The sequence below is a fragment of the Shinella pollutisoli genome (assembly GCF_024609765.1).
Lineage (GTDB): Bacteria > Pseudomonadota > Alphaproteobacteria > Rhizobiales > Rhizobiaceae > Shinella > Shinella pollutisoli.
In genome coordinates this window covers 25600-50917 of record NZ_JANFDG010000017.1, presented here as the reverse complement: position 1 = coordinate 50917, position 25318 = coordinate 25600, and the positions used below count along the sequence as shown (strand labels likewise).

The 25318-nt window shown below is 69.9% G+C and carries 20 protein-coding genes and 1 pseudogene; 15 read left to right on the top strand and 6 right to left on the bottom strand.

Translation table 11 applies throughout. The features are described from left to right. Positions 1–28: 28 nt before the first annotated feature. The gene (locus tag NNZ72_RS14925) at positions 29–2062 is read right to left on the bottom strand and encodes an EAL domain-containing protein (protein ID WP_257316149.1); all 2034 of its coding nucleotides are present in this window, start codon (positions 2060–2062) and stop codon (positions 29–31) included. A gap of 189 nt (positions 2063–2251) precedes the next feature. Here NNZ72_RS14925 and ggt point away from each other — a divergent pair, with 189 nt between their 5' ends. Further along, a complete protein-coding gene (ggt, locus tag NNZ72_RS14920; protein WP_371747762.1) occupies positions 2252–3991 on the top strand; it encodes a gamma-glutamyltransferase in 1740 nt (579 codons plus the stop codon). Between the two features lie 8 nt (positions 3992–3999). Here ggt and NNZ72_RS14915 read toward each other — a convergent pair whose 3' ends face one another. Then, positions 4000–4308, bottom strand: a complete 309-nt coding sequence (locus NNZ72_RS14915; protein WP_257316148.1) for a hypothetical protein — start codon at positions 4306–4308, stop codon at positions 4000–4002. A gap of 164 nt (positions 4309–4472) precedes the next feature. Here NNZ72_RS14915 and NNZ72_RS14910 point away from each other — a divergent pair, with 164 nt between their 5' ends. From NNZ72_RS14910 to NNZ72_RS14900, 3 genes are read left to right on the top strand one after another with little or no spacing between them, the layout of a single operon-like run. After that, the gene (locus NNZ72_RS14910) at positions 4473–5234 is read left to right on the top strand and encodes an ImuA family protein (RefSeq protein ID WP_257316147.1); all 762 of its coding nucleotides are present in this window, start codon (positions 4473–4475) and stop codon (positions 5232–5234) included. After that, the gene (locus tag NNZ72_RS14905; protein ID WP_257316146.1) at positions 5149–6672 is read left to right on the top strand and encodes a DUF6504 family protein; all 1524 of its coding nucleotides are present in this window, start codon (positions 5149–5151) and stop codon (positions 6670–6672) included. Before NNZ72_RS14910 ends, NNZ72_RS14905 begins: the two co-directional genes overlap by 86 nt. Continuing rightward, the gene (locus NNZ72_RS14900; RefSeq protein WP_257316145.1) at positions 6669–9845 is read left to right on the top strand and encodes an error-prone DNA polymerase; all 3177 of its coding nucleotides are present in this window, start codon (positions 6669–6671) and stop codon (positions 9843–9845) included. The genes NNZ72_RS14905 and NNZ72_RS14900 overlap by 4 nt, the downstream gene beginning before the upstream one ends. Before the next feature lie 203 nt (positions 9846–10048). Here the strand turns inward: NNZ72_RS14900 and NNZ72_RS14895 are convergent, their stop codons facing one another. Then, a complete protein-coding gene (locus NNZ72_RS14895; RefSeq protein ID WP_257316143.1) occupies positions 10049–12049 on the bottom strand; it encodes a CocE/NonD family hydrolase in 2001 nt (666 codons plus the stop codon). A 103-nt stretch (positions 12050–12152) separates the two neighbouring features. Here NNZ72_RS14895 and NNZ72_RS14890 point away from each other — a divergent pair. Next, positions 12153–13616, top strand: a pseudogene (locus NNZ72_RS14890) (NAD(P)-dependent oxidoreductase); the annotation flags it as partial. A 62-nt stretch (positions 13617–13678) separates the two neighbouring features. Continuing rightward, positions 13679–13951: a DUF6074 family protein gene (locus tag NNZ72_RS14885; protein WP_257316141.1), complete on the top strand. Its 273-nt coding sequence runs from the start codon at positions 13679–13681 to the stop codon at positions 13949–13951. Between the two features lie 53 nt (positions 13952–14004). On the opposite strand, the gene NNZ72_RS14880 is transcribed toward NNZ72_RS14885, so the two are convergent. Together NNZ72_RS14880 and NNZ72_RS14875 are read right to left on the bottom strand one after the other, a co-directional pair. After that, positions 14005–14364, bottom strand: coding sequence for a YbaN family protein (locus tag NNZ72_RS14880; RefSeq protein ID WP_257316140.1), 360 nt, complete (start codon positions 14362–14364; stop codon positions 14005–14007). 35 nt (positions 14365–14399) lie between these two features. Continuing rightward, complete coding sequence (locus NNZ72_RS14875; protein WP_257316138.1) at positions 14400–14699, bottom strand: DUF2934 domain-containing protein; 300 nt, start codon at positions 14697–14699, stop codon at positions 14400–14402. A 391-nt stretch (positions 14700–15090) separates the two neighbouring features. Here NNZ72_RS14875 and NNZ72_RS14870 point away from each other — a divergent pair, with 391 nt between their 5' ends. The 8 genes from NNZ72_RS14870 (at position 15091) to NNZ72_RS14835 (ending at position 22708) form a co-directional block, all read left to right on the top strand. Next, positions 15091–15477: a hypothetical protein gene (locus NNZ72_RS14870; protein ID WP_257316137.1), complete on the top strand. Its 387-nt coding sequence runs from the start codon at positions 15091–15093 to the stop codon at positions 15475–15477. 78 nt (positions 15478–15555) lie between these two features. Further along, the gene (locus NNZ72_RS14865; protein ID WP_257316136.1) at positions 15556–18471 is read left to right on the top strand and encodes a monovalent cation/H+ antiporter subunit A; all 2916 of its coding nucleotides are present in this window, start codon (positions 15556–15558) and stop codon (positions 18469–18471) included. Next, positions 18471–18809: a Na+/H+ antiporter subunit C gene (locus tag NNZ72_RS14860; RefSeq protein ID WP_257316135.1), complete on the top strand. Its 339-nt coding sequence runs from the start codon at positions 18471–18473 to the stop codon at positions 18807–18809. Before NNZ72_RS14865 ends, NNZ72_RS14860 begins: the two co-directional genes overlap by 1 nt. After that, positions 18806–20437: a monovalent cation/H+ antiporter subunit D gene (locus NNZ72_RS14855; protein WP_257316134.1), complete on the top strand. Its 1632-nt coding sequence runs from the start codon at positions 18806–18808 to the stop codon at positions 20435–20437. Before NNZ72_RS14860 ends, NNZ72_RS14855 begins: the two co-directional genes overlap by 4 nt. 1 nt (position 20438) lies before the next feature. Then, positions 20439–20915, top strand: coding sequence for a Na+/H+ antiporter subunit E (locus NNZ72_RS14850; protein ID WP_257316133.1), 477 nt, complete (start codon positions 20439–20441; stop codon positions 20913–20915). Then, the gene (locus NNZ72_RS14845) at positions 20912–21193 is read left to right on the top strand and encodes a K+/H+ antiporter subunit F (protein WP_257316132.1); all 282 of its coding nucleotides are present in this window, start codon (positions 20912–20914) and stop codon (positions 21191–21193) included. The genes NNZ72_RS14850 and NNZ72_RS14845 overlap by 4 nt, the downstream gene beginning before the upstream one ends. Continuing rightward, a complete protein-coding gene (gene mnhG, locus NNZ72_RS14840) occupies positions 21190–21582 on the top strand; it encodes a monovalent cation/H(+) antiporter subunit G (protein ID WP_371747761.1) in 393 nt (130 codons plus the stop codon). Before NNZ72_RS14845 ends, mnhG begins: the two co-directional genes overlap by 4 nt. Before the next feature lie 7 nt (positions 21583–21589). Further along, positions 21590–22708: a GumK N-terminal domain-containing glycosyltransferase gene (locus NNZ72_RS14835; RefSeq protein WP_257316131.1), complete on the top strand. Its 1119-nt coding sequence runs from the start codon at positions 21590–21592 to the stop codon at positions 22706–22708. On the opposite strand, the gene NNZ72_RS14830 is transcribed toward NNZ72_RS14835, so the two are convergent. Then, a complete protein-coding gene (locus tag NNZ72_RS14830; RefSeq protein ID WP_257316130.1) occupies positions 22709–24220 on the bottom strand; it encodes a lipopolysaccharide biosynthesis protein in 1512 nt (503 codons plus the stop codon). It abuts the gene before it with no gap. An 88-nt stretch (positions 24221–24308) separates the two neighbouring features. Between NNZ72_RS14830 and NNZ72_RS14825 the strand changes: the two genes are divergently transcribed. Next, positions 24309–25307 carry an ATP-grasp fold amidoligase family protein gene (locus NNZ72_RS14825; protein ID WP_257316129.1) on the top strand — a complete coding sequence of 333 codons (999 nt, stop codon included), beginning with the start codon at positions 24309–24311 and terminating at the stop codon, positions 25305–25307. The last annotated feature ends 11 nt before the right edge of the window (positions 25308–25318 follow it).

Here is a 25318-nt window from a genome sequence, read left to right as displayed (position 1 = left end):
CGCGGGGAAACCGCGGGCCCGTCCGTGATCAGGCCGCGTCGGAGCGGGCCTTTCCGTCGAGCGCCGTCAGCGGGCTCGGACGGCCGAGAAGGAAGCCCTGCCCCTCGTCGCAGCCCTCCTCCTGCAGGATGGCCCGCTGCTGGTCCGTCTCGATGCCCTCGGCGAGGATCGGGATGTCGAGGCTCTTGCCGAGGGCGAGCACGGCGCGGACGATCGCCTTCGACTGCCGGTCCTGGCCGATGCCCTCGACGAAGGTCCGGTCGAGCTTGATCTTGTCGAAGGGGAAGCTGCGCAGCGTGTCCAGCGAGGAATAGCCGGAGCCGAAGTCGTCGAGCGCGATGCCGACGCCGAGCGCCTTGATCTGCCGCATGACGTGCAGCGAGCGGCCCTTGTCCTTGACGAGCGCGGTTTCCGTGAGCTCGAGCTCCAGCCTGTGCGCCGGCAGGCCGGTCTCGACGAGCGCGCTGTGCACGACCTGCGGCAGGTTCACGTCCATCAGCTGCACGGCCGACACGTTGACCGCGATGCGGTAGGAGGGCGGCCAGGTGGCGGCGTCCCGGCAGGCGCGGCGCAGCACCCAGGCGCCGAGCGCGGCGATCAGCCCGTTCTCCTCCGCGACCTGGATGAACTCGACCGGCGGGATGGGGCCGAGCTGCGGGTGCGTCCAGCGCAGCAGCGCCTCGTAGCCGCTGATCTCGCCGGTCGCGAGCGACTTCTGCACCTGGTAGTGGACCGCCAGCTCGTCGTGCTCCAGCGCCACGCGCAGCGCGTCGGCGAGCTGGCGGCGCTTGCGCACCGCCGCGCCGATGCCCGCGTCGTAGAAGCAGATCGTGTCCAGCGAGGCGTGCTTGGCGTGGTACATCGCGATGTCGGCATTGTTGACGAGCTCGTCGAGGCTGCGGCCGTCCTCCGGCCACATCGCCACGCCGATGCTGGCGCCGACGGTCATCTCCATGGTGCCGAGGCGCATCGGGCGGGCGAGCACGCCGGCGAGGCGTTCCGCGAAGGCGAGGGCCTCGTCCCGGGTGCGGCAGGGCTTGATGCCCGAGAACTCGTCGCCGCCGAGGCGGCCCAGGAACTCGCCGTCCTCCAGGCATTGCGCCATGCGGCGCGCGACGATGCGCAGCGCCTCGTCCCCGGTGGCGTGTCCGAGCGTGTCGTTGATCTCCTTGAAGCGGTTGAGGTCGATGCCGACGACGGCGAACTGCCGCTGCGATTGCCGGGCGTCGTGCAGGCAATCCCTCAGGTGCTCGTTGAAATGGGCCCGGTTGGGCAGGCCCGTCAGCGTGTCGTGGCTGGCGAGATGGCGCAGCTGCTGCTGCGAGCCCGTGCGCACGTTGCTGTCGATGAGGTAGCTCGTCAGCCCGGTGCCGATGATGATCAGCGCCACCACGGCGACCGTCATGGCAAGGGCGAGGAAGGCCGGGACCTCGTGCTCCGGCATCTCCTGGAGGAGCGGCACGATGCGCAGTGCGGTCATGCCGGTGAAGTGGAGCCCGGCGATACCGGCGACCAAGAGCGCGACGGCCGTCCAGAAACCCCGCATGCCGAGATGGCGCCGCCAGACGAGGCCGATCGCCGCCGCCGTGCACAGCATGACGAACAGGACGGAGGCGGCGACGTAGCCGACGCGCCATTCGACGATGCCGACCACGCGGTATGCCATCATGCCGGTATAGTGCATGGCCGAGAAGGAAAGCCCGGCGAAGGCGCCGCCGAGGGCGGGAAACAGCCGGCCACCGCCGCGCATGCCGCTGAGGAAGAAGGCAGCAAGCGCCCCGGCGATGGCGATCAGCAGCGAGAAGGCCGTCATGACCGGATCGAAGGAGACGGGCGCGGACGGACGGTAGGCGAGGATGCCGACGAAATGGGTCGCCCAGACGCCGCCGCCGCCGGCGACGGCGGCGAGGAACTGCCAGCCGAACCGCTGCATGCCCGTCGCGCGCACCCCGCGCCGCAGGAGGCGCAGCGTCACCGCCGAGCCGAGGACGCAGACAAGGACGGCGAGGACGACCATGAAAAGATTATGGTCGTTGTACACGCAGCCGAGCACTGTCATCATCCCCTCAACCTCCCGCATGACGGAATCCCAGCGGGCGGTCTAAGGCATAGGGGTTACGGTTCGATTAGGGGGTTCCGTTAACGGAATCTGAGCTTCGTGGCCCGCTTCGGCGCTTGCATTTGTCCCGCGGCGCGTCATGCTCCGCTTTTGCCGTCGCCGCTCGCGGCGCGGGAGGAACAGGAGGAATCCATGCAGCCCATGCGTCCGGGACCGCTTTCCCTCGCCCTCACCCTGGCAACGGCGCTTGCCGCCTCCGCCGCGCTTGCGGCCTCGCCCGCCCCGGCGGAGGGCGAGAACGGCATGGTGGTGACGGCCCAGCATCTCGCCTCGCAGGTCGGCGTCGACGTGCTGAAGGCCGGAGGCAACGCCGTCGACGCGGCGGTGGCGGTCGGCTACGCGCTCGCCGTCGTCTACCCGACGGCCGGCAATCTCGGCGGCGGCGGCTTCATGACCATCCGCCTCAGGGACGGCACGACGACCTTCCTCGACTTCCGCGAGCGCGCGCCGCTCGCCGCGACGAAGACCATGTATCTCGACGCCGACGGCAATCCCGTGCCGGGCGCCAGCACCGACGGCTATCTCGCCGTGGGCGTGCCCGGCTCCGTCGCCGGCCTCGAAGCGGCGCGCGAAAAATACGGCACGCGCGAGCGCGGCGAGCTGCTGGCGCCGGCGATCCGGCTGGCCCGGGACGGCTTCGTGCTGGAACCGGGCGACATCGCCGCCCTTGCCGACGGCAACGACATGCTGGCGCAGGATCCGGCGGCGTCGAAGATCTTCCTCAAGGACGGCAAGCCGCTGAAGCTGGGCACGCGGCTGGTGCAGGCCGACCTCGCGGGTTCGCTCACGGCGATCGCCGAGGGCGGCGCGGATGCCTTCTACAAGGGCAGGATCGCCGACCTGATCGTCAAGGTAAGCGAGGCCAACGGCGGCATCCTGGCGAAGGCGGACTTCGAGCAGTACCGGGTGCGCGAGCTGGAGCCGGTCACCTGCAGCTACCGCGGCTACGAGATCGTCTCCTCGCCGCCGCCGTCCTCCGGCGGGCTTATCATCTGCGAAATCCTCAACGTGCTCGAAGGCTATCCGATCGCCTATCTCGGCTACGGCTCGGCCGAGACCGTGCGGCTGATGGTGGAGGCCATGCGCCACGCCTTCGTCGATCGCAACACCGCGCTCGGCGATCCCGACTTCGTCGACAATCCGGTGGAGAAGCTGACGAGCAAGGCCTATGCCGCGGAAATCCGCGCCCGCATCGATCCCTACAAAGCGGGCGTCAGCGAGGACCTGAAGCCGGGCGGTTTCGCCGAGGCGGCCGAGACGACGCATTATTCGATCATCGACAAGGACGGCAACGCGGTCGCGGTCACCTATACACTGAACGGCTCGTTCGGCATCGGCAAGGTGGCGGAGGGGACCGGCATCCTGCTCAACAACGAGATGGACGACTTCACCGTCAAGCCGGGCGTCGCCAATCTCTACGGCCTGATCCAGGGCGAGGCCAATGCGATCGCGCCGCGCAAGTCGCCGCTGTCGTCGATGAACCCGACGATCCTCTCGAAGGACGGACAGCCCTTCATGGTGATCGGCAGTCCCGGCGGCGCGCGCATCATCACCATCACGCTGGAGGCCATTGTCAACGTCATCGACCACGGTATGGACCTGCAGGCGGCGATCGACGCGCCGCGCATCCATCACCAGTGGCTGCCGGACAAGGTGTTCATGGAGCCCTTCGCGCTCTCGCCCGACACGATCCGGCTGCTCACCGGCATGGGCTACGACGTCGGCGTCGACGACGGCTGGCCGGTCTGGGGGGAGGCTGCCGGCATCCTCGTCGGCGGACGGAACCTGTCGGAGATCGAAGCCGGCGGCGGGGCGCGCTATTACGGGGCGATCGACAGCCGGGCGACGGCCGGCGCCGCCATCGGCTATTGATGCATCGATCAGCGGTGGCGCAGGCCGCAGAGATAGCCGATGAAAGCGGCACCGGCGAGGGCGGCGAGCGGATTGGCCACCACGGTCTGACGCAGCTCCTCGCGCAGCGACTGGACCTGCGTGATCGCGAGCTGCCCGGTCCCCTCGGCGAGCAGCCCGGCGGATTCCTTGAGCCGGCCGATCTCCGCCTTGAGCGCCTCGATCTGCTCGCTGACCGTGGCCTCCGCCGCGGCCTGCCGGGCGTCCTCCGCGACCTTCTCGCCCGTCTCCACGATGCCGAGCGACGTCTTCTTGCCCGGGATCTTTTCGTCAGCCATTGCCCTGTCTCCTGAAATGATGGGAATTGCGGAAGAAAGAACTTCCGACCGCCGCGATGGTTCCCGCGGCTGATTCAAACTGTGATCGGAAGGAGCGTTGACTCTTTTCCAGCCAGAGAACAAAAAGGGAACATGTTTGCTTTTTCCGTGGAGACGCATGATCGATGTCCGCTTCCGCCGCCCGCGCCGCCGTCGCCGACCTGCGCGACCGCATCCGGCGGCTCGACGGCCGCGCGCCGCGCGACCGGGCCGCGCTTTCCTTCGGCGTGCCGGAGATCGACGCACGGCTGCCGGACGGCGGGCTGGCGCTCGCCAGCCTGCACGAGGTCTCAGGCGGCGGGGACGACATGACGGGGGCCGCGGCGGCCACGCTGTTTGCCGCGGCGGTCGCCGCACGCACGCGCGGGCCGGTGCTGTGGTGCCTCACGCGCGCGGACCTCTTCGCCCCCGCGCTGGCGCAGGCCGGCCTTGCGCCCGGCCGGGTCGTCTATGTCGAGGCGGACGACGAGAAGAGCCTGCTCGCCTGTTTCGAGGAGGGGCTGCGCCACGGCGGCCTCGGCGCGGTGGTGGCGGAGGTCGCCCGCCTGTCGATGACCGCCTCGCGCCGGCTGCAACTCGCGGCGGAAGCGGGCGGCACGCTGGCGCTGGCGCTGCGCCTGCGGCGCCACCGGGGGCAGGCGGACGCCTATGCCGAGCCCTCCGCCGCCGTGACGCGCTGGCGGGTGACCGCGCTGCCGTCGGCGCCCTTGCCCGTTCCCGGCCTCGGCCGGGCGCGCTGGCGGCTGGAACTGGTGCGCTGCCGGGCGGGCGAGGCGGCGGAATTCGAAGTGGAGGCGGCGGATGCCGAGGGTCGTATCGCTCTTTCTTCCGGGCTGGCCGATCGATCGCCTGCGGCGCGCGATGGGCGCCTCGGCGCCACCGCCTGAGACGCGGCTGGTGCTCGTCGGCCGCGACGGCGCGCGCCGCATCGTCACGGCGGTGAGCCGGCCCGCCGAACAGGCCGGCGTGCACATCGGCATGCCGCTCGCCAAGGCCCACGCGCTGGTGCCCGATCTCGTGACGATGAATGCCGCGCCGGCGGCGGATGCGGCGGCCCTGACGCGGCTCGCGCTCTGGGCCCTCGGGCACTACGCGCCCATCGTCGCCGCCGACCCGCCGGACGGGCTCGTCATCGACACGACCGGCACCGACCGGCTGCACGGCGGCGAGGAACGGCTGCTGACGGGCCTCGTCAACCGGCTTGCCGCCTCGGGTATCACCGCCCGCGCCGCCATCGCCGGCACGCTCGGCGCCGCCCATGCGGCCGCCCGCTTCCTCGCCGATCCCGTCCGCGTCGTCCCGCCCGGGGGCGAGGCCGAGACCGTCGCCGGCCTGCCGGTCGCGGCGCTGCGGATCGACCCCGCAACCGCCGCCGGCCTCCGCCTCCTCGGCCTCGACAGCATCGGCGCGTTGCGTGCCGTGCCGCGCGCGCCGCTGGTGCTGCGTTTCGGCACCGGGCTCGGCCTCCGGCTCGACCAGCTCGACGGTATCGTCGCCGAGCCGGTCGAGCCGGTGCGCGACCCGGAGCTGGTGACGGTGCGCCGCGCCTTCGGCGAGCCGATCGGCGCGGCGGAGACCATCGCCCGCTACGCGGGCCTGCTCGTGCACGATCTCTGTCGCGGGCTCGAGCGGCACGGGCTCGGCGCCCGCCGGCTCGATCTCCTGTTTTCTCGCGTCGACAGCGGCCTGCAGGCGATCCGCGTCGGCACGGCGCTGCCCGTGCGCGACGAGAAACGCCTGACCCGCCTCCTCTGCGACCGCATCGAGACGGTCGACCCCGGCTTCGGCATCGAGGCCATGGATCTCACGGCGACGCTCGCCGAGCCGCTCTGCGGCCGGCAGATGGCCGGGCTCATTCCCGGCGAGGAGGAAGCGGACATCGCCGGCCTCGTCGACCTGATCGCCAACCGCATCGGCGCCCGGCGGCTCTATCGCCTCGCCCCCGTCGAAAGCGACGTGCCCGAACGCTCCGTCCACCGCGTCAGCCCGCTGGCACCCGACGACGGCGCCGGCTGGCCGAGCCGCTGGCCGCGTCCCGCCCGGCTTCTCGCCCGGCCGGAGGCGATCGAGGTCATGGCGCTCCTGCCCGATCATCCGCCGGCCGCCTTCACCTGGCGCGGCGTGCGCCGCATGGTGAAACGGGCGGACGGGCCGGAGCGCGTCTTCGGCGAATGGTGGAAGCGCGATGCCGAGCGCGCCGCCGTGCGCGACTATTTCGCCGTCGAGGACGAGGCCGGAAAGCGCTTCTGGGTGTTCCGCTCGGGCGCGGAGGAGGCCGCGGCGAACGGGAAGGGCCGCTGGTTCCTGCACGGGATCTTCGCATGACGACGCGCTACGCCGAATTGCAGGTGACGACCCACTTCTCCTTCCTGCGCGGGGCGAGCAGCGCCGAGGACCTGTTCTTGCGGGCGGCCGAGCTCGGCATTGCCGCGCTCGGGATTGCCGACCGCAACAGCCTCGCCGGCATCGTCCAGGCGCACCGGGCGGCGAAGGTGACGGGCGTGCGCCTCGTCGTCGGCTGCCGGCTCGACCTCGCCTGCGGCCAGTCGCTCCTCGTCTATCCGACCGACCGGGACGCCTATGCGCGGCTCTGCCGGCTGCTCTCGACCGGCAAGGCGCGGGGCGGCAAGGGGGCCTGCCGCCTCGACTGGGCGGACGTCGCCGAATGGAACGAGGGCCTCATCGCCGTGCTCGTGCCCGACGAGGCGGACGAGACGACGGACTTCCATCTCCGGCGGACGAAGGAGACCTTCCGCGGCCGCTGCTATCTCGCGCTGACGCTGCGCCGCCGGCCGAACGACCAACTGCGGCTCTGGGAACTGTCGAACCTCGCCGCCCGCCACCATGTCCCGACCGTCGTCACCAACGACGTGCTCTATCACGAGCCCGGCCGGCGGATGCTGCAGGACGTCGTCACCTGCATCCGCCACAAGGTCGCAATCGACGACGCCGGCTTCCTGCGCGAGCGCCATGCCGACCGCTATCTCAAGGCGCCTGCGGAGATGCACCGCCTCTTCTCACGCTACCGGCAAGCGCTCGACCGCACGCTGGAGATCGCCGAGCGCTGCCGCTTCTCGCTCGACGAGCTGAAATACCAGTATCCCGAGGAGCGGGATCACCCGGAGCTGACGCCGCAGGAGGCGCTGGAGAAATACACCTGGGAAGGGGCGGCGGAGCGCTATCCGCAGGGCATTCCCGACGAGGTGGAGACGAAGCTGCACGAGGAGCTGGCGCTTATCGCCAAGCTGCAATACGCGCCCTACTTCCTCACCGTGAATGCCATCGTGCGCCATGCCCGCACCATTGGCATTCTCTGCCAGGGCCGCGGCTCGGCGGCCAACAGCGCCGTCTGCTACGTGCTCGGCATCACCGCCGTCAATCCGCTCGGCAACGGCCTGCTCTTCGAGCGCTTCGTCTCCGAGCAGCGCGGCGAACCGCCCGACATCGACGTGGATTTCGAGCACGAGCGGCGCGAGGAGGTGATCCAGTGGATCTACGAGACCTACGGGCGCGAGCGCGCCGCACTCTGCGCCACCGTCATCCGCTACCGCTCGCGCGCGGCGATGCGCGACGTCGGCCGCGCGCTCGGCATGCCGGAGGACGTGCTGAAGGTCTTGTCGTCACAGGTCTGGGGCTGGTCGCGCGAGCTGCCGGTCGACCATGTCCGGGGTCTCGGCCTCAACGTCGACGACCGCCGCGTCCGGCTGCTGTTCGAGCTCGCCAAACAGCTTCTCGATGCGCCGCGCCATCTCTCGCAGCACCCCGGCGGCTTCGTGCTGACGCGCGACCGGCTGGACGACCTCGTGCCGATCGAGCCCGCCGCGATGGACGGCCGGCAGGTGATCGAATGGGACAAGGACGACGTCGAATCGCTCGGCTTCATGAAGGTCGACGTGCTGGCGCTCGGCATGCTGTCCTGCATGCGCCGCGCCTTCGAGCTCATGGAAGAGCACAAGGGCAAGACCCTGACGCTTTCCGGCATTCCGGAAGGAGATGCGGAGACCTATGCAATGATCTCCAAGGCCGACACGCTCGGCACCTTCCAGATCGAGAGCCGGGCGCAGATGTCCATGCTGCCGCGGCTCAGGCCGAAGGAATTCTACGACCTCGTCATCCAGGTGGCGATCGTCCGGCCCGGCCCGATCCAGGGCGACATGGTGCATCCCTATCTGCGCCGCCGGGAGAAGCAGGAGAAGGTCGACTATCCGACGAAGGAACTCGAAGACGTGCTGGGCAAGACGCTCGGCGTGCCGCTGTTCCAGGAGCAGGCGATGAAGGTGGCGATCGTCTGCGCCAAATTCACGCCGGAGCGTGCCGACCAGCTCCGCCGCGCCATGGCGACCTTCAAGCAGACCGGCGGCGTCGACAAGTTCCGGCAGGAGCTGGTCGACGGCATGGTCGAAAACGGCTACGCGTCCGAATTCGCCGAGCGCATGTGCCGTCAGCTCGAGGGCTTCGGCTCCTACGGCTTCCCGGAAAGCCACGCCTACAGCTTCGCCATCGTCGCCTATGCCTCGGCCTGGGTGAAATGCCACCATCCGGACGTCTTCTGCGCCGCTTTGCTCAATTCCCAGCCGATGGGCTTCTACGCCCCGGCGCAGATCGTGCGCGACGCACGCGAGCACGGGGTCGAGGTGCGGCCCGTCTGCGTCAATCGGAGCCGCTGGGACTGCACGCTGGAGCCGACCGCCGACAAGGACCGCTTCGCCGTGCGCCTCGGCCTACGGCTGGTGAAGAGCCTCAAGAACAGGCAGGCGTCAGACATGCTGGCGGCGCGGGCGGACGAGCCCTTCGCCTCGGTGGACGACCTCTGGCGCCGCTCCGGCCTGCCGGTCTCGTCCCTTGTCGACCTTGCCGAGGCGGACGCCTTCCGCCCGTCTCTCGGCCTTTCCCGACGCGAGGCGCTCTGGGCGATCCGGGCGCTGCGCGACGAGCCGCTGCCGCTCTTCGCCGCCGCGGCCGCGCGCGAGCTGGACGAGCCGGACGTGGCGCTGGCCCCCATGACGGGAGGCCACGAGGTCGTCGAGGATTACGGCCATGTCGGCCTGACGCTGCGCGACCATCCGGTGCGCTTCCTGCGCGAGGACCTGAACCGCCGCCGCATCCTCACTTCGGCGGAGGCGACGGCGCGGCGCGACCGGCAGCCGGTGGAGACGGCGGGCATCGTCCTCGTGCGCCAGCGGCCGGGCTCGGCCAAGGGCGTCATCTTCCTCACCCTCGAGGACGAGACGGGCATCGCCAACGTCGTCGTCTGGAGGAAGGTGTTCGAGGCCCACCGCCGCATCGTGCTCGGCGCACCGTTGATCGGCGTGAAGGGTCACCTCCAGCGTGAGGGCGAGGTGGTGCACATCGTGGCGCGAAAGCTCATCGACCTTTCGGATCTCTTCGCCACGATCGGCCATCGCAACGGCGACGGCGCGCCGCCGGTCCGGCCACGCAACCTGCTCGGCGGCTACGGCGGCGGCCTGCTCCGGGTGAAATCGCACGACTTCCATTGATGAACGTATCTCGCTGCGCTACCCCCCTCTGGCCTGCCGGCCATCTCCCCCTCAAGGGGGGAGATTGGATGGAGCGTCGTCCTACCCATCTGAAACGCTGCGGTTTGAGCAAGGTTTTTGCCTCTTGCCGATCTCCCCCCTTGAGGGGGAGATGCCCGGCAGGGCAGAGGGGGGTGAGGCGACGCCCACCGGGTTCCGCGGGTCTACATGAAGTCCCGCGGTACCATCTTCTCGAACCGTTTCCCGAAGATCTCCGTCTCGCCCTCGTAGGCGCGCACGTGGGCGGAGATCAGCCAGTCGGTCGCCGTGCAGGCGATGCTCGCGGTCGAGAGCGTGCGCACGGACCAGCCGGGCCGCTGCATCTCGCAGGTCCAGGTCGCCGTGCCGGTCATCGACAGCGGATCGTCCGCGGCAATCGACCAGAGCTCGTCGCGCACCTCCCGCGTGGCAAGGCCCGTGCCGGGATGCTCGAAAAGGCCGCTGTCCTCGTAGATCGTGTATTCGGTGAGGCCGTTCGTCAGGTCGCGCTCCACGCCGCGCGCCGTCTCCGGGGGCGCGAGCTCGACATATCTCGGCAGCGGATCGGGGTTCTCCGGCTCCGGCACGGAAACCACCCGATGCGCGCCGAGCTTCGGCAGGGCGAGACCCAGCGCGGCGAGATCGATCGTCACGCCGGCATCCATGGGCGGCGGCAGCACCATCGGCCAGTAGGACGTCGACAGCGACAGGCGGATGCGATGCCCGGCGCGGAAACGGTAGCCCATCGCGTCGAGCACGAGGCGGACGCGGACCTTCCCACCCCTGGGCATCGCCTTGGGTTCCTCGTTGCCGTCGCGATGGGCGAGGTTCACGACGCCGAAGGTGACGCGCGTCGCCGTGCCGTCGGGATGCACGTCGACGATGCGGGCGCAGAGATTGGCGGTCGGCGCCTCCGTCGCCACGTCGAGCTCCAGCGCCGGCTGGCCGAGGCAGTCCAGGGCGTCGGCGAGCGGCGCCGTCTCGACGACGAGCGAGCCGGCATCGTCCGGCCGCTGGTCGAGCGGCAGTTCCGCATCCGGCTTCAGCGTGAACCATTCGCCGGCCATGATGCCGGTGTCGAGCGGCGACTTCAGATAACGGTCGTGGCCCGCCGCGCTGGCGATCGGCATGCCGGGCACGAGCGCGCCGTATTGCTCGACGTAGAAGGTCGCCATCTCCGGCGCCTCCCATCTGTCCTTGGCGATCCAGAAGCCGGGATCGGATTCGCGGCGCAGCGCCGGCCGCGCGGCCTCCTGGATATAGGCGCGCACCTGCGGCTTCTTCTCCGCGCCGTTGTCCTCGCCGCGCAGCCAGCGGTTCCACCAGTCGATGGCCTCGGCGTGGAAATCCATGCGCGGCTTCGGCCAGGCGAAATGCGGGTACTTGTGGATCCAGGGCCCGACGATCGCCTTGGCCCTGTCGCCCAGCCCCTCGACGGCCTTGAGCGGCGTGCTGCGATAGCCGTCCGCCCAGCCGGCGATGACGAGGGCGGGGACGGGGAAGCCCGTAAAGTCCTCGCAGATCGAGCCGTGCTTCCAGAAGGCGTCGCGGCGCTGGTGCTCGAGCCATTCCTCCAGGAAGAACGGCTCGTTCTCCAGCCGCGCGAGCCACATCTTGCGCCAGCGCTCGCCGACGAGCGCGGGGTCGGGCGCGCGCGACTGGTAGGCGAGCATGGTCGCCGCCCAGGAGAGCTGGGCGGAGAGATGCGTGCCGTTCTTGTAGTGGATGTCGTCGTTGTAGCGATCGACGGTGGAGGCGATCGAGATCACCGCCTTCAGCGCCGGAGGCTTCAGCGCCGCCACCTGCAGGCAGTTGAAGCCGCCCCAGGAGATACCCATCATGCCGACCGCGCCGTTCGACCAGGGCTGCGCGGCGATCCAGGCGATCAGCTCGCAGGCGTTGGCGAGCTCCAGCGGCGTGTACTCGCCGTCGATCACGCCGTCGGATTCGCCCGAGCCGCGGATGTCGACGCGCACCCCGGCGATGCCGGCCGCCGCGAAGACCGGATAGGTCGACTCGTCGCGCGGGCTCGTGCCGTCGCGCTTGCGATAGGGCAGGAACTCGAGGACGGCCGGCACCGGGTCCGCCTCCGCCCCCTCCGGCATCCAGATGCGCGCGGCAAGCCGGGTGCCGTCGGCAAGGGTGATCCATTCGTTCTCGATGACGGTGAAGGGGCGGTCGGCCATGGCTATCCTCTTGTGCCGCCTTTGTATCGCGCTATTTCCGAAGGGAGCAAGACTGCCGCGTTGCCCTGCCCGCAAAAGTCGCCTACGGAAATGGAGGCGGTGAAGGAGGAGGATCGTCATGGCTGAGCGCGAAACCGCGTCGAACGAAAGCGCGGAAGGGGAGAGCCGTGCCTGGAAGGTGCTGATCGCCGATCTCGTCGGCCTGCGCTTCGGCGCCGACGGCAAGCCGGACCACGGCGAGGTCAAGGCCCATATCGAGGAGAAGGGCGAGGTCTTCCACGACGGCCCCCATGCGGGCGAGAGGCTGGAGACGGGCCGCATTCATTTCTTCTACTGTCCGCATCTTTCGACCGAGGCCGAGATCCTCGCGGCCGCCGGGGACGGCCGCTACGACGCGCTGATCGCCGCCGCCACCTTCATCCCGAAGGACGCGGTCTTCCCGCTCGGCGGCGTGCGCATCGGCGCCGGCACCGGCAACATGGGCTCGGCCTCCTGGGGCGGCGGCAACGGCGAGGGCGGTAAAGCACCGCTTATGAACACGCCCGGCATCAACAGCCGGGCGACCGCGCAGATGGTGATGAAGGCGATCCTCAGGGTCCTGCCCGACCTGTCGGTGGAGGAACTGCACCGGCGCGTGTCGGAAGGCGGCTTCGACACCGGCCGCGACCTCAAGGACTATCCGACCGCCAAGCTGGAGGGCCGGACCATGGCCGTGCTCGGCTACGGCAATATCGGCCGCGAGGTGGCGCGGCTCGCCCGCGCCTTCGGCATGCGCGTCACCGTCCATGCCCGGCCGCGCCATCGCGCCTGGATCGAGGCGGAGGGCCTCGTCTTCGCCGAAACGCCGATCGTCGCGGCCGAGGGGGCCGACGTGCTCTCCGTCCATGTCGGCCTCGGCCGGCTCGATCCCGAGACCGGCCGCCACGCCAATGCCGGCCTCGTCGGCGACGCCGTCCTCGGCGCGCTGCGGCCCGGCGCAGTGCTCGTCAACTACGACCGGGGCGAGGTGGTGGACGCCGAGGCGCTCGACCGGGCGCTCGCGTCGGGAAGGGTGCGGCACGCGGCGATCGACGCCGATCTCTTCCGGGACGAGGCGAGCGGCGCGCTGAGCGGCCCGATGGTGCCCTATATCGCGCTTGCGGACCGTCATCCCGGCCGGCTGGAGCTGCTGCCGCACGCGGCGGCCGACACGGACCATCCCTCCCGCGTCGCCGGCGCCTGTCAGGCGGTGGACCAGATTGTCGACGTCATCCGCCATCGCCGCGTCGTCAACCGCAAGGGCGACCTGCCGGAGGGCTACAGCGATGGCGGATCGGCCGTGCCGCGCGGCATCGGCCGGGTCACGGCTGCGCGGCTTGCGGATGCCGTCGCCGATCCGCGCTTTGCCGAGCTCCACCGGCTCAGCAAGGAGATCGCCGGCATCCTCGACGCGCTGGGCGCCGCCGCCCATAACGGCAGCGTGCAGGCGACAGCCGCGCAGGAGACCGCCTATCTCGCCCGCAGCCTGCTCCGCCAGCGCACGCTGATCGAGGAGCTCGGCCTCGACGGGCCGGCGGCGGACGGCTGAGGAAACCCGGCGTTAACCATAGGCTTCCTAATCATGGGCGGACGAACAGGAAGCCCGATTCGATGCCTTCACATGCCCCGGCCGCGCGCCGCCGCCCTTTGCCCGAGACCATCGTGCCGTTCCCGGCCGACCGCCGCACCGCCCACGTGCGCCGCTGCGCCAGCGAGCTCGACTCGCTCAACGGCGAGGCCGCGCGGACCTATTGGCAGCGGGTGTGCCGCGAGCTTGCCGAGGAGCTGCGCCGGCTCGGCCGCAGCGAGGCGGAGCTGCGCGCCGCCGTCTTCGCCTTCCAGGATGAGGTGCAGCGCGAGCTCGTCGCGAAAAACGCCGGCTAGAACGCCTGTTTCTTGGCAAGACCGCTACGCGCTCCTGCTGGAATCGCCCCGGCTCATTTCGGCAGCGGCCGCGTGAGGATGAACAGGCTGCACAGGCCGAGGATCAGCGCGACGACGCCGGCGAGAAGCGGCGAGGGGTCGGCCCGGTAGAGGAAGAACGCGAAGCTCGCCGCCATCAGCACGATGGCGATCGTCTTCGCGCGCGCCGAGATGGCGCCGTCGCGGCGCCAGTCGCGCAGCGGCGGCCCGAACGTGCGGTGATCGAGCAGCCACTGCTCCAGCCGCGGCGAGGAGCGGGAGAAGCACCAGGCGGCGGCGAGCAGGAACGGCGTCGTCGGCAGGAGCGGCAGAAAGATGCCGGTGATGCCGACCGCCGTCAGGGCGAAGCCGGCGAGCAGGTAGATGGAACGCAACGCTTGTCCTCGCTTCCCGCCGCTTGCGGCGGATGTCAGTGCGGCTCGCCGCGCGCGGCTTCGACCGGCGCCTTGGCCTTCACCTTCGCCTTGGCGGGCGTCGCCTTGTCGGCCACGGCCTTCTTCGGCTTGGCGGCCTTCGCCGCGCGCGAAAGCTCGATCACCGGCTTGGCGGCCTTCTTGCCCTCGTGCGTGGCAAGGGCGACGCGCTCGAACTCGTCGCGCTCGCGCTCGGCCTGCTGCCAGTGCTCGCCGTCGCGGCCGTGCGGGCGGCCCGCCTCTTCCCAGAGCGTGTAGGCCCGCTTGCTGATCCATTCCCTTCGCGCATCCGTCATCGTCTATCCTCGTTCGAGAGTGGGTGATGCCGTGCGCCGGACCCTTGCGCCGCAGCGCACGGGAGACATGACCGGAACACGGGACTGGCTGGAGAGCCGCAACAGCTCGACATCGGCACCCAGCGGGCGCGCACCTTGCGCTCCGGACCCTCGGTCCCGGCGGAGCAGGTCTGCACGTGCGAATCGCTCGGCACAGAATGCGCGCAAAGCACCGCCGCATCAAGTCGCCGCCGCCGGGCGGCCAAGCGGGCGCGCCGGAGGGGCTTCCGGCCCTGCGGCGGGCGATTTTCGGAAAAGTTTCATGCCAGCGGGTGGACAGCGCCGATCCGGCCAACGTATTGTCCTGACGACACAATATCAATGCGACTCGTGAGGACGAAAGGGGCGGCATTTGGCGCGATCCGGCCAACAGAATCGACCGATCCATCGGCGGTTCCGCCTCGTCTGCGCCACTTTCGCCTGCCTGTTCCTCGTCGTCTGCGCCCTGCCGCGTCAGTCTGCCGCAGTCCTGCCGTGGCAGACGCCGGGTTACGCCCTGCGCAAGGCCGCCGCCATCAAGCTTCCGGCCAAGGAGCGCGAATGCCGCAAGCGCGCGGCATCCGGCAAGGTGGCGACGGCAGGCGGCGGCGCTGCCGACACGGCCTGCCTTCCGCAGGAGACCGCCGTCGTCGCGGACCGCGGGGAACCGGCCGCGGCCGCCCGGCTCGACGACGTCGCGCGTCGCCAGGGCTTCGAGCGGCCGGGCGGGGCCCGTGCGCCACCGGCAGCGGCGGCCTGAACCCGTCCGGCTTCGCGGACGGGATGCATCCGGTGCCCGGCACCAGAAGTCTGACGTTCGAAAGCGATCCATCAAACGATGACAGGTGAAACCCTACTGGCGCTGCTGGTCTGTCTCCCCTTCCTGGGGAGCCTGGCCGCGGCCGCCCTGTTGAGGACGAATTCGCGCGTGCTCGCCGCGCGCATGTCCGGCGTGGTGGCCCTCGCCGGCCTCGTCATGACGGCCTTCCTCTACCCCGCCGTCAAGCGCGGGCCCGTGCGCTTCGAGGTGGAATGGCTGCCGCAGCTCGGCCTCGACTTCACGCTGCGCATGGACGGTCTCGCCTGGCTGTTCACGATGCTGATCACCGGCATCGGCCTGCTCGTCGTCGTCTACGCGCGCTACTACATGTCGGAGGAGGACCCGGTTCCGCGCTTCTTCTCCTTCCTGCTCGCCTTCATGGGCTCGATGCTCGGCATCGTGCTGTCCGGCAACATCATCCTGCTCTCGGTGTTCTGGGAGCTGACGAGCATCTTCTCCTTCCTGCTCATCAGCTACTGGCACCACAACGCGGCCGCCCGCGACGGCGCGCGCATGGCGCTGACGGTGACGGGGATCGGCGGCTTCTGCCTGCTGGCCGGCCTGCTGATCCTCGGCCACATCGCCGGCAGCTACGACCTCGACGCGGTTCTGGCCGCCGGCGACAGGATCAGGGCGCACCCGCTCTATCTCACCGCGCTGGTGCTGATCCTCATCGGCGCGCTGACGAAGAGCGCGCAGGTGCCGTTCCATTTCTGGCTGCCGAACGCCATGGCCGCGCCGACGCCGGTCTCGGCCTATCTCCATTCGGCGACGATGGTGAAGGCCGGCGTCTTCCTGCTGGTCCGACTCTGGCCGGCACTGTCGGGCACCTACGAATGGTTCATGCTGGTCGGCATCGCCGGCATCAGCACACTTCTGCTCGGCGCCTATTTCGCCATGTTCCAGCAGGACCTGAAGGGCCTGCTCGCCTATTCGACGATCAGCCATCTCGGCCTCATCACCACGCTGCTCTCGCTCGGAAGCCCCGTCGCCGCCGTCGCGGCGATCTTCCACATGATGAACCACGCCACCTTCAAGTGCTCGCTGTTCATGGCCGCCGGCATCATCGACCACGAGACCGGCACGCGCGACATGCGGCGGCTGAGCGGGCTCCTGCGCTACCTTCCCGCCACCGGGATCCTCGCCATGGTGGCGAGCGCGGCCATGGCCGGCGTGCCGCTCCTCAACGGCTTCATCTCCAAGGAGATGTTCTTCGCGGAGGCCGTGGAGACCCACGCGGATTCCTTCCTCGACCGCATCCTGCCCTATGTGGCGACGCTCGCCGGCGCCTTCAGCGTGGCCTATTCGCTGCGCTTCATCCACGTCGTCTTCTTCGGCCCGCCGCCCGTCGACCTGCCCAAGCCCGAACCGCACGAGCCGCCGCGCTGGATGCGCTTCCCCGTCGAGTTCCTGGTGCTCGCCTGCCTCGTCGTCGGCATCATCCCCGGCATGTCGATCGGGCCGTTCCTGCACACGGCGGTCGTCTCCGTGCTCGGGGACCGCACGCCGGAATACAGCCTCGCCGTCTGGCACGGCATCAACACGCCGCTGATCATGAGCACCATCGCGCTCGTCGGCGGCATCGCCCTCTACGCGGTCCTGAAGGACTATCTCGCCCGGTGCGACGACGGGCCGCCGCTCTTCCGCCACCTGCGCGGCCAGCGCATCTTCGAGCGCGTGCTCGTCACCGTGTCGTGGAAATGGGCGCGCTGGCTCGAAAGCCGCCTCGGCACGCGCAACCTCCAGCCGCAACTGCGGCTCGTGGCGACGGCGGGGCTTCTGGCCGGCGTCGTGCCGCTCTACATCTCCGGCTTCTCGCCGCGCCCGCCCGCCTTCGGCGAGGTCGACCCGGTCTTCGCGGCGATCTGGCTGGTCGGCTCGGTCTGCGCCGTCGGCGCCGCCTACCAGGCGAAGTACCACCGGCTCGCGGCCCTCGTCCTGCTCGGCGGCGCGGGGATTTCGACCTGCATCACCTTCGTCTGGCTGTCGGCGCCCGACCTCGCCATCACCCAGCTCCTCGTCGAGATCGTCACGACGGTGCTGATCCTGCTCGGGCTGCGCTGGCTGCCGAAGCGCTCGGAGAAGGTCGACAACAGCGTGGCGCTCGCCGCCCGCGGCCGCCGCTTCCGCGATTTCCTGCTCGCCGTCGGCTGCGGCATCGGCATGTTCGTCTTCGCCTATGCGATCATGAAGCAGCCCGTGCCGGACGCCATCGCCAGCTACTTCCTGGAGCGCGCCTATTCCGAGGGCGGCGGACGCAACGTCGTCAACGTCATCCTCGTCGATTTCCGCGGCTTCGACACGATGGGCGAGATCTGCGTGCTCGGCATCGTGGCGCTCACCGTCTTCGCGCTCCTGCGCCGCTTCCGCCCCGCGCCCGACTCGATCGAGAAGCCGGAGCAGCAGCTCATCCAGAACGCCTTCGACGCGGAGCGCCCGGAGCGCTCGGCCGGCGACACGGTGCGCGACTACCTGCTCGTGCCCTCGGTCATCATGCAGTGGATGTTCCCGGTCGTGATCACCTTCGCCGTCTATATCTTCATGCGCGGCCACGACCTGCCGGGCGGCGGGTTTGCGGCCGGCATCACCATGGCGATCGCTTTCCTGCTGCAATATCTCGCCGGCGGCGTGCGCTGGGCCGAGGACCGGCTGCGCGTGCTGCCGCTGCGCTGGATGGGGACGGGGCTGCTCCTGGCGGTCGCGACCGGCGTCGGCGCCTGGCTCCTCGGCTATCCGTTCCTGACCAGCCATGCGCGCTACGTGGACCTGCCGCTGATCGGCAAGGCGCCGGTAGCGAGCGCGCTGCTCTTCGATCTCGGGGTGTTCTCCCTCGTCGTCGGCGCGACGGTGCTGATCCTCATCGCGCTCGCCCACCAGTCCATCCGCACCCATAGGGTGCGCGCCATCGAGGCGTCGAAGGCGGAGGAAGCCTGATGGAATTCGTTCTGGCACTCGCCATCGGCATCATGACCGGCTCCGGCGTCTGGCTGATCCTGCGCCCGCGCACCTACCAGGTCATCATCGGCCTGTCGCTGATGTCCTATGCCGTCAACCTGTTCATCTTCGGCGTCGGCGGGGTGAAGTCCAACGCCGCGCCGCTGCTCGGCGAGGGCGTCGACATCGCGGCGCTCGCCGATCCCGTGCCGCAATCGCTGGTGCTGACGGCGATCGTCATCGGCTTCGCGACGACCGCGCTCTTCCTCGTGGTCCTGCTCGCCGCCCGCGGGCTCACCGGCACCGACCACGTCGACGGCAGGGAGCAGCCGAAATGAACGGCTGGATGCAACACCTCATCGTCGCGCCCATCCTCATCCCGCTCGTCGCGGGGGCGTTCCTCCTGTTCTTCGACGAGCGGCAGCGCGTGCTGAAGGCGATGGTCAGCGTGCTGTCGTGCCTGGCGCTCGCCGCCGTCGCGATCACCCTGCTGCGCTTCTCCGGCGCGGAGGCCGGCTTCCAGGGCGTCTACCTGCTCGGCAACTGGCCGGCGCCGTTCGGCATCGTGCTCGTCGTCGACCGGCTTTCCGCGCTGATGCTCGTGCTCGCCTCGGTGCTCTCGATCCCCGCGCTCGTCTTCTCGCTCGCCCGCTGGCATGCGGCCGGCCCGCATTTCCACACCCTGTTCCAGCTGCTGATGATGGGGCTCAACGGCGCCTTCCTCACGGGCGACCTCTTCAACCTCTTCGTCTTCTTCGAGGTGATGCTGGCCGCCTCCTACGGCCTCCTGATGCACGGCTCCGGCTCGATGCGCGTCAAGGCCGGCCTGCACTACATCGCCGTCAACCTGGTGGCCGCGCTCTGCTTCCTGATCGGCGTCAGCACGATCTACGGCTCGGTCGGCACGCTGAACATGGCCGATCTCGCGCTGCGCATCGGCGAGCTCGACCCCGACCGCCGCATGCTGCTCGAGGCGGGCGCCAGCGTGCTCGGCGTCGCCTTCCTCATCAAGGCGGGCATGTGGCCGCTGAACTTCTGGCTGCCGGGCGCCTACAGCGCGGCAACCGCGCCCGTCGCCGGCGTCTTCGCCATCATGAGCAAGGTCGGCGTCTACGTCATCCTGCGCCTGTCGCTGCTCGTCTTCGGCGAGGGGGAATCGGCCGGCCACGGCCTCAACGTTCTGCTCTACGGCGGCATGGCGACCATCCTCTTCGGCACGATCGGCGTGCTCGCCTCGCAGGCGCTCGGACGGCTGGCGAGCTATTCGGTGCTCGTCTCCTCCGGCACGCTGCTCGCCGTGCTCGGCCTCGGCAACGGCGAGGTCACGGCCGGCGCGCTATTCTACCTCGTCTCTTCGACGCTGACGATCAGCGCCTTCTTCATGCTGATCGAGCTGGTCGAGCGCGGCCAGGACGCCGGCGCCTCGGTGCTGGCCGTGACGATGGAGGCCTACGGCGACGCCGACGAGGAGGAGCCGGAGACCGAGGTCGGCGTCACCATGCCGGCGACGATCGCCGTGCTCGGCACCTGCTTCGCCGCCATCGGCATCCTGCTCTCCGGCCTGCCGCCGCTCTCCGGCTTCGTCGCCAAGTTCGTCATGCTGTCCGGCATGATCGGCGCGGGCGTGCAATCGGGCGGGACCATCCCCGCGCCGGTCTGGTGGATCGTCGCGCTGATGATCCTTTCCGGCCTCGCCGCCCTCATCTCGATGACGCGCGCCGGCATCCGCACCTTCTGGGCCTCGATGGAGGGGACCGTGCCGCGGGTGCTGGTGATGGAGATGGCGCCCGTGCTCGTGCTGCTCGCGCTGACGCTGATGCTCGCCGTCAAGGCCGGGCCGGCCATGGCCTACATGGAGGAGACCGTGCGCGCGCTCCAGCACCCGGCGGGCTACATCGAGGCCGTCTCGGGCGCGCGCCGCGCCGGCGAGGCCGCCGCCACGACAACGGCAGGGGAGGGCGACTGACATGCTGCCCTATCCGCTGCTCAGCCTCTCGCTCGTCGTCATGTGGCTCGCCCTCAACGGCTTCACGCTCGGCCAGCTCATCCTCGGCAGCATCGTCTCCGTCTTCGCCTCCTGGGGCATGGCGGCGCTCCGGCCCTCCAAGCCGCGCATCCGCAAGTGGCATCTCCTGCCGAAGCTCCTGGGCATCGTGCTCTACGACATCGTGCGCTCGAACATCGCCGTCGTCTCGCTGCTCTTCGGCGGCGGCGGGCACAAGCGCCGCTCCGACTTCATCACCGTGCCCCTCGACCTGAAGGACCCGACGGGGCTCGCGATCCTCGCCGTCATCGTCACCAGCACGCCCGGCACCGCCTGGCTCGAATACAACTCGCTGAGCAGCACGGTGCTGATCCACGTCTTCGACCTCGTCGAGGAGGCGGAATGGCAGGACCTGATCAAGAACCGCTACGAGAAGCTGCTGATGGAGATCTTCACATGAGCCACACGATTCTCTTCTGGTCGGTCACGATCGCGCAGTTCCTGCTCGCGGCCGCGATGGGCCTCGCGGTCTTCCGCATGTTCCGCGGGCCCCGCGCGCAGGACCGCGTGCTGGCGCTCGATACGCTCTACGTGAACTCGATGCTGCTGCTCATGGTGTTCGGCATCCGCTCCGGCGAGGTCGTATATTTCGAGGCGTCGCTGGTCATCGGCATGCTCGGCTTCGTGGCGACGGTGGCGCTCGCCAAGTTCCTGATGCGCGGGGAGGTGATCGAATGACGCCGCTGGATCATGCCGCCGGCCTGCCCGCCTGGGCGGCCATCCTCGTCTCGGTCTTCCTGATCATCGGCGCCGGCCTGACGGTGATCGGCACGATCGGCTTCGTCCGCCTGCCGACCTTCTACGAGCGCATCCACGCCCCGACCCTCGGCACGAGCTGGGGCACGGGCGGCATCGTCATGGCCTCGATGATCTTCTTCACCGTGCTCGCCACCCGGCCGGTGGTGCACGAGATCCTCATCGGCATCTTCGTGACCGTGACGACGCCTGTCACGCTCATGCTGCTCGCCCGCGCCGCGCTGCACCGCGACCGGGCGGAGGGAAATCCCGACGTGCCGTCCGAGCCGCCGGTACCGCCGTCCGCGGCCGTGCAGGCCGAGAAGGCGTAGGCCGGGCATGCGGCCGAAGACGATCGTCGTCCTCACCTCGCACGTCTTCCTCGACGGCTTCCGCAAGGCGAGCGTCCACTTCGTCTCCGCCCGCTGGGCCGCCGCCGGCCACCGGGTCTTCTTCACGACGCTCGGCCACAGCCGCCTCAGCCGCTTCAAGCAGAAGGCGCGGCTGGAGGCGCTGAGCCGCGCGCAGGACAACCGCTATGCCGAGGTCGCGCCCGGCCTCCATGCCGGCGCCTATCTCCCGCCCGTCCACGCTTTCAGCACCGGCAACCGGCTGGTCAACGCGCTTGCGGCACCGCTCTTTTCCGCCTACGGCCGCTGGCTTCCCGCCTTCGTCGCCGACCGCATCCGCGCGGCGGACGTCGTGGTGATCGAGAGCGGCACGCCCGTCGTCTTCCTGCCGCTCGTGCGCCGCCTCAACCCGCAGGCGAAGACGCTCTACTTCTGCCGCGACCTCCTCGCCAGCATCGGCGCGGCCCCCAGCCTCGTGCGCGCGGAACGCCGGGCGATCGCCCGGTTCGACAGCGTCTGCGTGCCCTCCGAGAGGCTCGGCGCGATGCTGCCGCCCGGCGGCAGGGTGCATTTCGTGCCGCAGGGCATCGACACCGGGATCTTCGACCGGGCCTCGGCCTCGCCCTATCCGCCGGAAAGCCGCAACGCCATCGCGGTCGGCGACATGCTGTTCGACCGCGATGCCGTCGAGCGCATGGCCGAGGCCGCGCCGGAGATCGCCTTCCATCTCTTCGGCATCCGCTGGGCGGGGGACGTCCTGCCCAACGTCAGGGTGCACGGCGAGCGCAGCTTCGAGGACATGGCGGCCTATATCCGCCATGCGGATTTCGGGCTCGCGCCCTACCGGGTCGCGCGCGACGAGGTCTATCTCGCCGAGTCGAGCCTCAAGCTCCTGCAATATGCCTATTGCCGGCTGCCCGTCGTGCTTCCCGACATCATTCCCGTCTCGCGCGGGAACGAGGTGACCTACCGGCTCGGCGGGGAGAACGACTGGCGGGCGATCCTCGACCGCGCGCTCGCCATGCCGCACCGCGACGCCTATCACGAGGACATCCTGACCTGGGAGGAGGTCGCCCGGAGGACGCTCGCCACCGTCCTGCCGTCCTGATCAGCCGCTGCGGGCGGGTGCCGCGCAGACGAGGCCCGCAAGATGGCGGGCGAGGGGGCGCAGGCCGCCCGGCAGGCGCTCTTCCACGATCTCGGCCAGGCGCCCGGCCTCGTCGACGCCGATCAGGCCGAGCGTGCGCACGGCGAGGACGAAGACCAGCGCGCCCGCAAGGATCGCCAGCAGGATCCCGCCGACACCGGGCATCGCCCAGCTCAGGAGGAACGCACAGGCCCCGCACGGGAGCGCGGCGGCGAGCGTGCGCGCCAGCACGCCCCAGGGCAGCGGCGGGCCCCCGTGGACGCGCACGGACCGGACGAAGAGGCCGAAGGCGAATATCTCGGAGACGAGGCGCACGACGGCGGCGCCGAGAACGCCGGCCACCGGCACGACGGCGACGAGCGCGACCAGGGTGAGAAGGGCGGAAACGAGCGTCAGGCGCATCACGTCGCGGCCGTGCTCGTGCGCGGCGAGATAGGCCCAGGGCACCACCGAAAGCCCGGCCGGCACCGCGGCAAGCATGAAGAGCGCCGCCGCGCCGGCGGCGGGCGAGAACGCCTCGCCGAAGACGAGCGGCACGAGCGGCGGGACGATGGCCGCGCCGCCGATGCCGAGCGGCATGATCAGCAGCGCCGCCAGGCGCGTGGTGTTGCGGTAGAGCTCGCCCTCCGCCTCGGGCGTCTCCGCCTCCGTCCGCCTGGAGGCGAGCCCGACGAGGAAGGCCGGCGAGAGCTGGACCGTCAGCTGGCCGACGAGGCCGGCGAAGACGACGGCCGCCGCAAAATAGCCGATCTCGGCATCGGCGAGGAAATAGCCGACCACGACATATTCGATGCGCGTCGCCAGCACGACGTCGATCACGTCGCTCGTCCACATGCTGCGCCCGTAGCGGCGCATTTCCGGCGTCAGCGCCGCCGGATCGCCCGGGACGGCGCGGTCGACGTGGCGGAACAGGCAGAAGGCCTGCGGCAGGTAGCGCACGAGCATGCCGAAGAGCGCGCCGGCGGGGCCGAGGAGAAGCGCGCCCAGGAAGACGACCGGCACCTGCAGCAGGCTGCCGACGACCGTCGTCTCCGCCGTCTCGCGGAAGAGGCCGCGGCCGCGCGCGGCGGCCACGGAGAAGGCCGACAGGGCATAGGCGAGGAAGAGCACGGCGGCGGCGATCCACAGCCACGGCACCGCGCCCGCCTCCCAGTGGAAGGCGACGTTTGCGAGGAAGAGCAGGAAGACCAGCGCGACGCCGCGCAGGAACAGCGAGAAGGCGCGGCGGACCATCGGCTTCCAGGCCGCCTCGCGCGCGCCCTCAAGCGCCGCGACATAACGCAGCACGGTCTGCGGCAGGCCGAGGTCGGCAATCGCCGCCGCGCAGATCACCAGCCACAGCGCATAGGCGACCGCGCCCGACCCGGCGGGGCCGAGCAGGCGGGCGTTGATGACGCTGACGAGGAAGCCGGCCGCGAGCGACACGGAGGTCGCGGCAAGATTGAGCAGGGATGAACCGAGGACGCTGGCCATGTGCCGTTTTCCCACGAAAAGATAACTTTGAATTAAATAAAACGCTGCATTTGTTGGGAAAGGCGAAGGAAATCGGTCAGGAGCAGCAATGGAAAGACAGGTCCGCAAGGAGATGTTCCCTGCTCCCGGCCGCCGCGAGCGGACATTCAAGGAACTGTTCCGCCGTCTCGTCTGGCGCCTCATCAGGCCGCTGCCGGACAAGCCTTACCTGATGCTGAAATATCGCCTCATCAAGGGCGTCTGGCCGGATATCGACCATCCGAAGACCTTCTGCGAGAAGGTCCAGGCCCGCAAGCTCTACGACCGCAACCCGCTCTACGTCACGCTCGTCGACAAGGCGCGCGCCAAGGCGTTCATCGCCGCGCGGGTCGGCGAGCGCCACGTCGTGCCCACCTACTGGACCGGCACGGACCTCGCCGCCGTCGACTGGGAGGCCGTGCCGCTGCCGGCCGTCGTCAAGCCGACCCATGCGAGCGGGCACGGCCGCTTCCTGCACACGCGCGAGGACGTCGCCGAGCTGCTGCGGGACGATCCCGGTCCGGCCTGGCTGGCGATCGACCACGCCAGCTACAACCGGGAATGGGCCTATGGCGGCGTCGAGCCGCGGATCATCGTCGAGGCCATGCTGCTGGTCGACGGCGACGTGCCCTGGGACTACCGGCTCTTCACCTTCGACGGCGTGGTCTCGCACATCGAGGTGGAGCTCAATGCCGGCGGCGAGGACTATATCTGCACCTACTCGCCCGACTGGGTGAGGCTGCAGGTGCGCGACCCCGACTACCTGCCGGCCTATCCCGGCGACCTTGCCCGACCGGCGCAGCTCGACGAGATGCTGCGCATCGCCGGAACGATCGCCCGGGGCTTCGATTTCCTTCGCGTCGATCTCTATGCCGGCAGGGACTGGGTGCGGGTCGGCGAGCTGACGCTCTATCCCGACGGCGGTTTCGAGCGCTTCGACCCGCCCGAGCGCGACCGCATCCTCGGCGACAGGTGGACGCTCGGCTTCGCGATTCCGGGCAGCGCCGGACGGGTCCGCCGCACGCGATTTCGCGGCCGTCCAAAGACATTGTTAACCTTCCTTTTCTAACCATCTACGTC

Bases quoted from the DNA above. Each gene is read 5' to 3' on its own strand.
- NNZ72_RS14925 (WP_257316149.1), bottom strand. From the start codon at position 2,062: ATGATGACAGTGCTCGGCTGCGTGTACAACGACCATAATCTTTTCATG.
- ggt (WP_371747762.1), top strand. From the start codon at position 2,252: ATGCAGCCCATGCGTCCGGGACCGCTTTCCCTCGCCCTCACCCTGGCA.
- NNZ72_RS14915 (WP_257316148.1), bottom strand. From the start codon at position 4,308: ATGGCTGACGAAAAGATCCCGGGCAAGAAGACGTCGCTCGGCATCGTG.
- NNZ72_RS14910 (WP_257316147.1), top strand. From the start codon at position 4,473: ATGTCCGCTTCCGCCGCCCGCGCCGCCGTCGCCGACCTGCGCGACCGC.
- NNZ72_RS14905 (WP_257316146.1), top strand. From the start codon at position 5,149: ATGCCGAGGGTCGTATCGCTCTTTCTTCCGGGCTGGCCGATCGATCGC.
- NNZ72_RS14900 (WP_257316145.1), top strand. From the start codon at position 6,669: ATGACGACGCGCTACGCCGAATTGCAGGTGACGACCCACTTCTCCTTC.
- NNZ72_RS14895 (WP_257316143.1), bottom strand. From the start codon at position 12,049: ATGGCCGACCGCCCCTTCACCGTCATCGAGAACGAATGGATCACCCTT.
- NNZ72_RS14885 (WP_257316141.1), top strand. From the start codon at position 13,679: ATGCCTTCACATGCCCCGGCCGCGCGCCGCCGCCCTTTGCCCGAGACC.
- NNZ72_RS14875 (WP_257316138.1), bottom strand. From the start codon at position 14,699: ATGACGGATGCGCGAAGGGAATGGATCAGCAAGCGGGCCTACACGCTC.
- NNZ72_RS14865 (WP_257316136.1), top strand. From the start codon at position 15,556: ATGACAGGTGAAACCCTACTGGCGCTGCTGGTCTGTCTCCCCTTCCTG.
- NNZ72_RS14860 (WP_257316135.1), top strand. From the start codon at position 18,471: ATGGAATTCGTTCTGGCACTCGCCATCGGCATCATGACCGGCTCCGGC.
- NNZ72_RS14855 (WP_257316134.1), top strand. From the start codon at position 18,806: ATGAACGGCTGGATGCAACACCTCATCGTCGCGCCCATCCTCATCCCG.
- NNZ72_RS14850 (WP_257316133.1), top strand. From the start codon at position 20,439: ATGCTGCCCTATCCGCTGCTCAGCCTCTCGCTCGTCGTCATGTGGCTC.
- NNZ72_RS14845 (WP_257316132.1), top strand. From the start codon at position 20,912: ATGAGCCACACGATTCTCTTCTGGTCGGTCACGATCGCGCAGTTCCTG.
- mnhG (WP_371747761.1), top strand. From the start codon at position 21,190: ATGACGCCGCTGGATCATGCCGCCGGCCTGCCCGCCTGGGCGGCCATC.
- NNZ72_RS14835 (WP_257316131.1), top strand. From the start codon at position 21,590: ATGCGGCCGAAGACGATCGTCGTCCTCACCTCGCACGTCTTCCTCGAC.
- NNZ72_RS14830 (WP_257316130.1), bottom strand. From the start codon at position 24,220: ATGGCCAGCGTCCTCGGTTCATCCCTGCTCAATCTTGCCGCGACCTCC.
- NNZ72_RS14825 (WP_257316129.1), top strand. From the start codon at position 24,309: ATGGAAAGACAGGTCCGCAAGGAGATGTTCCCTGCTCCCGGCCGCCGC.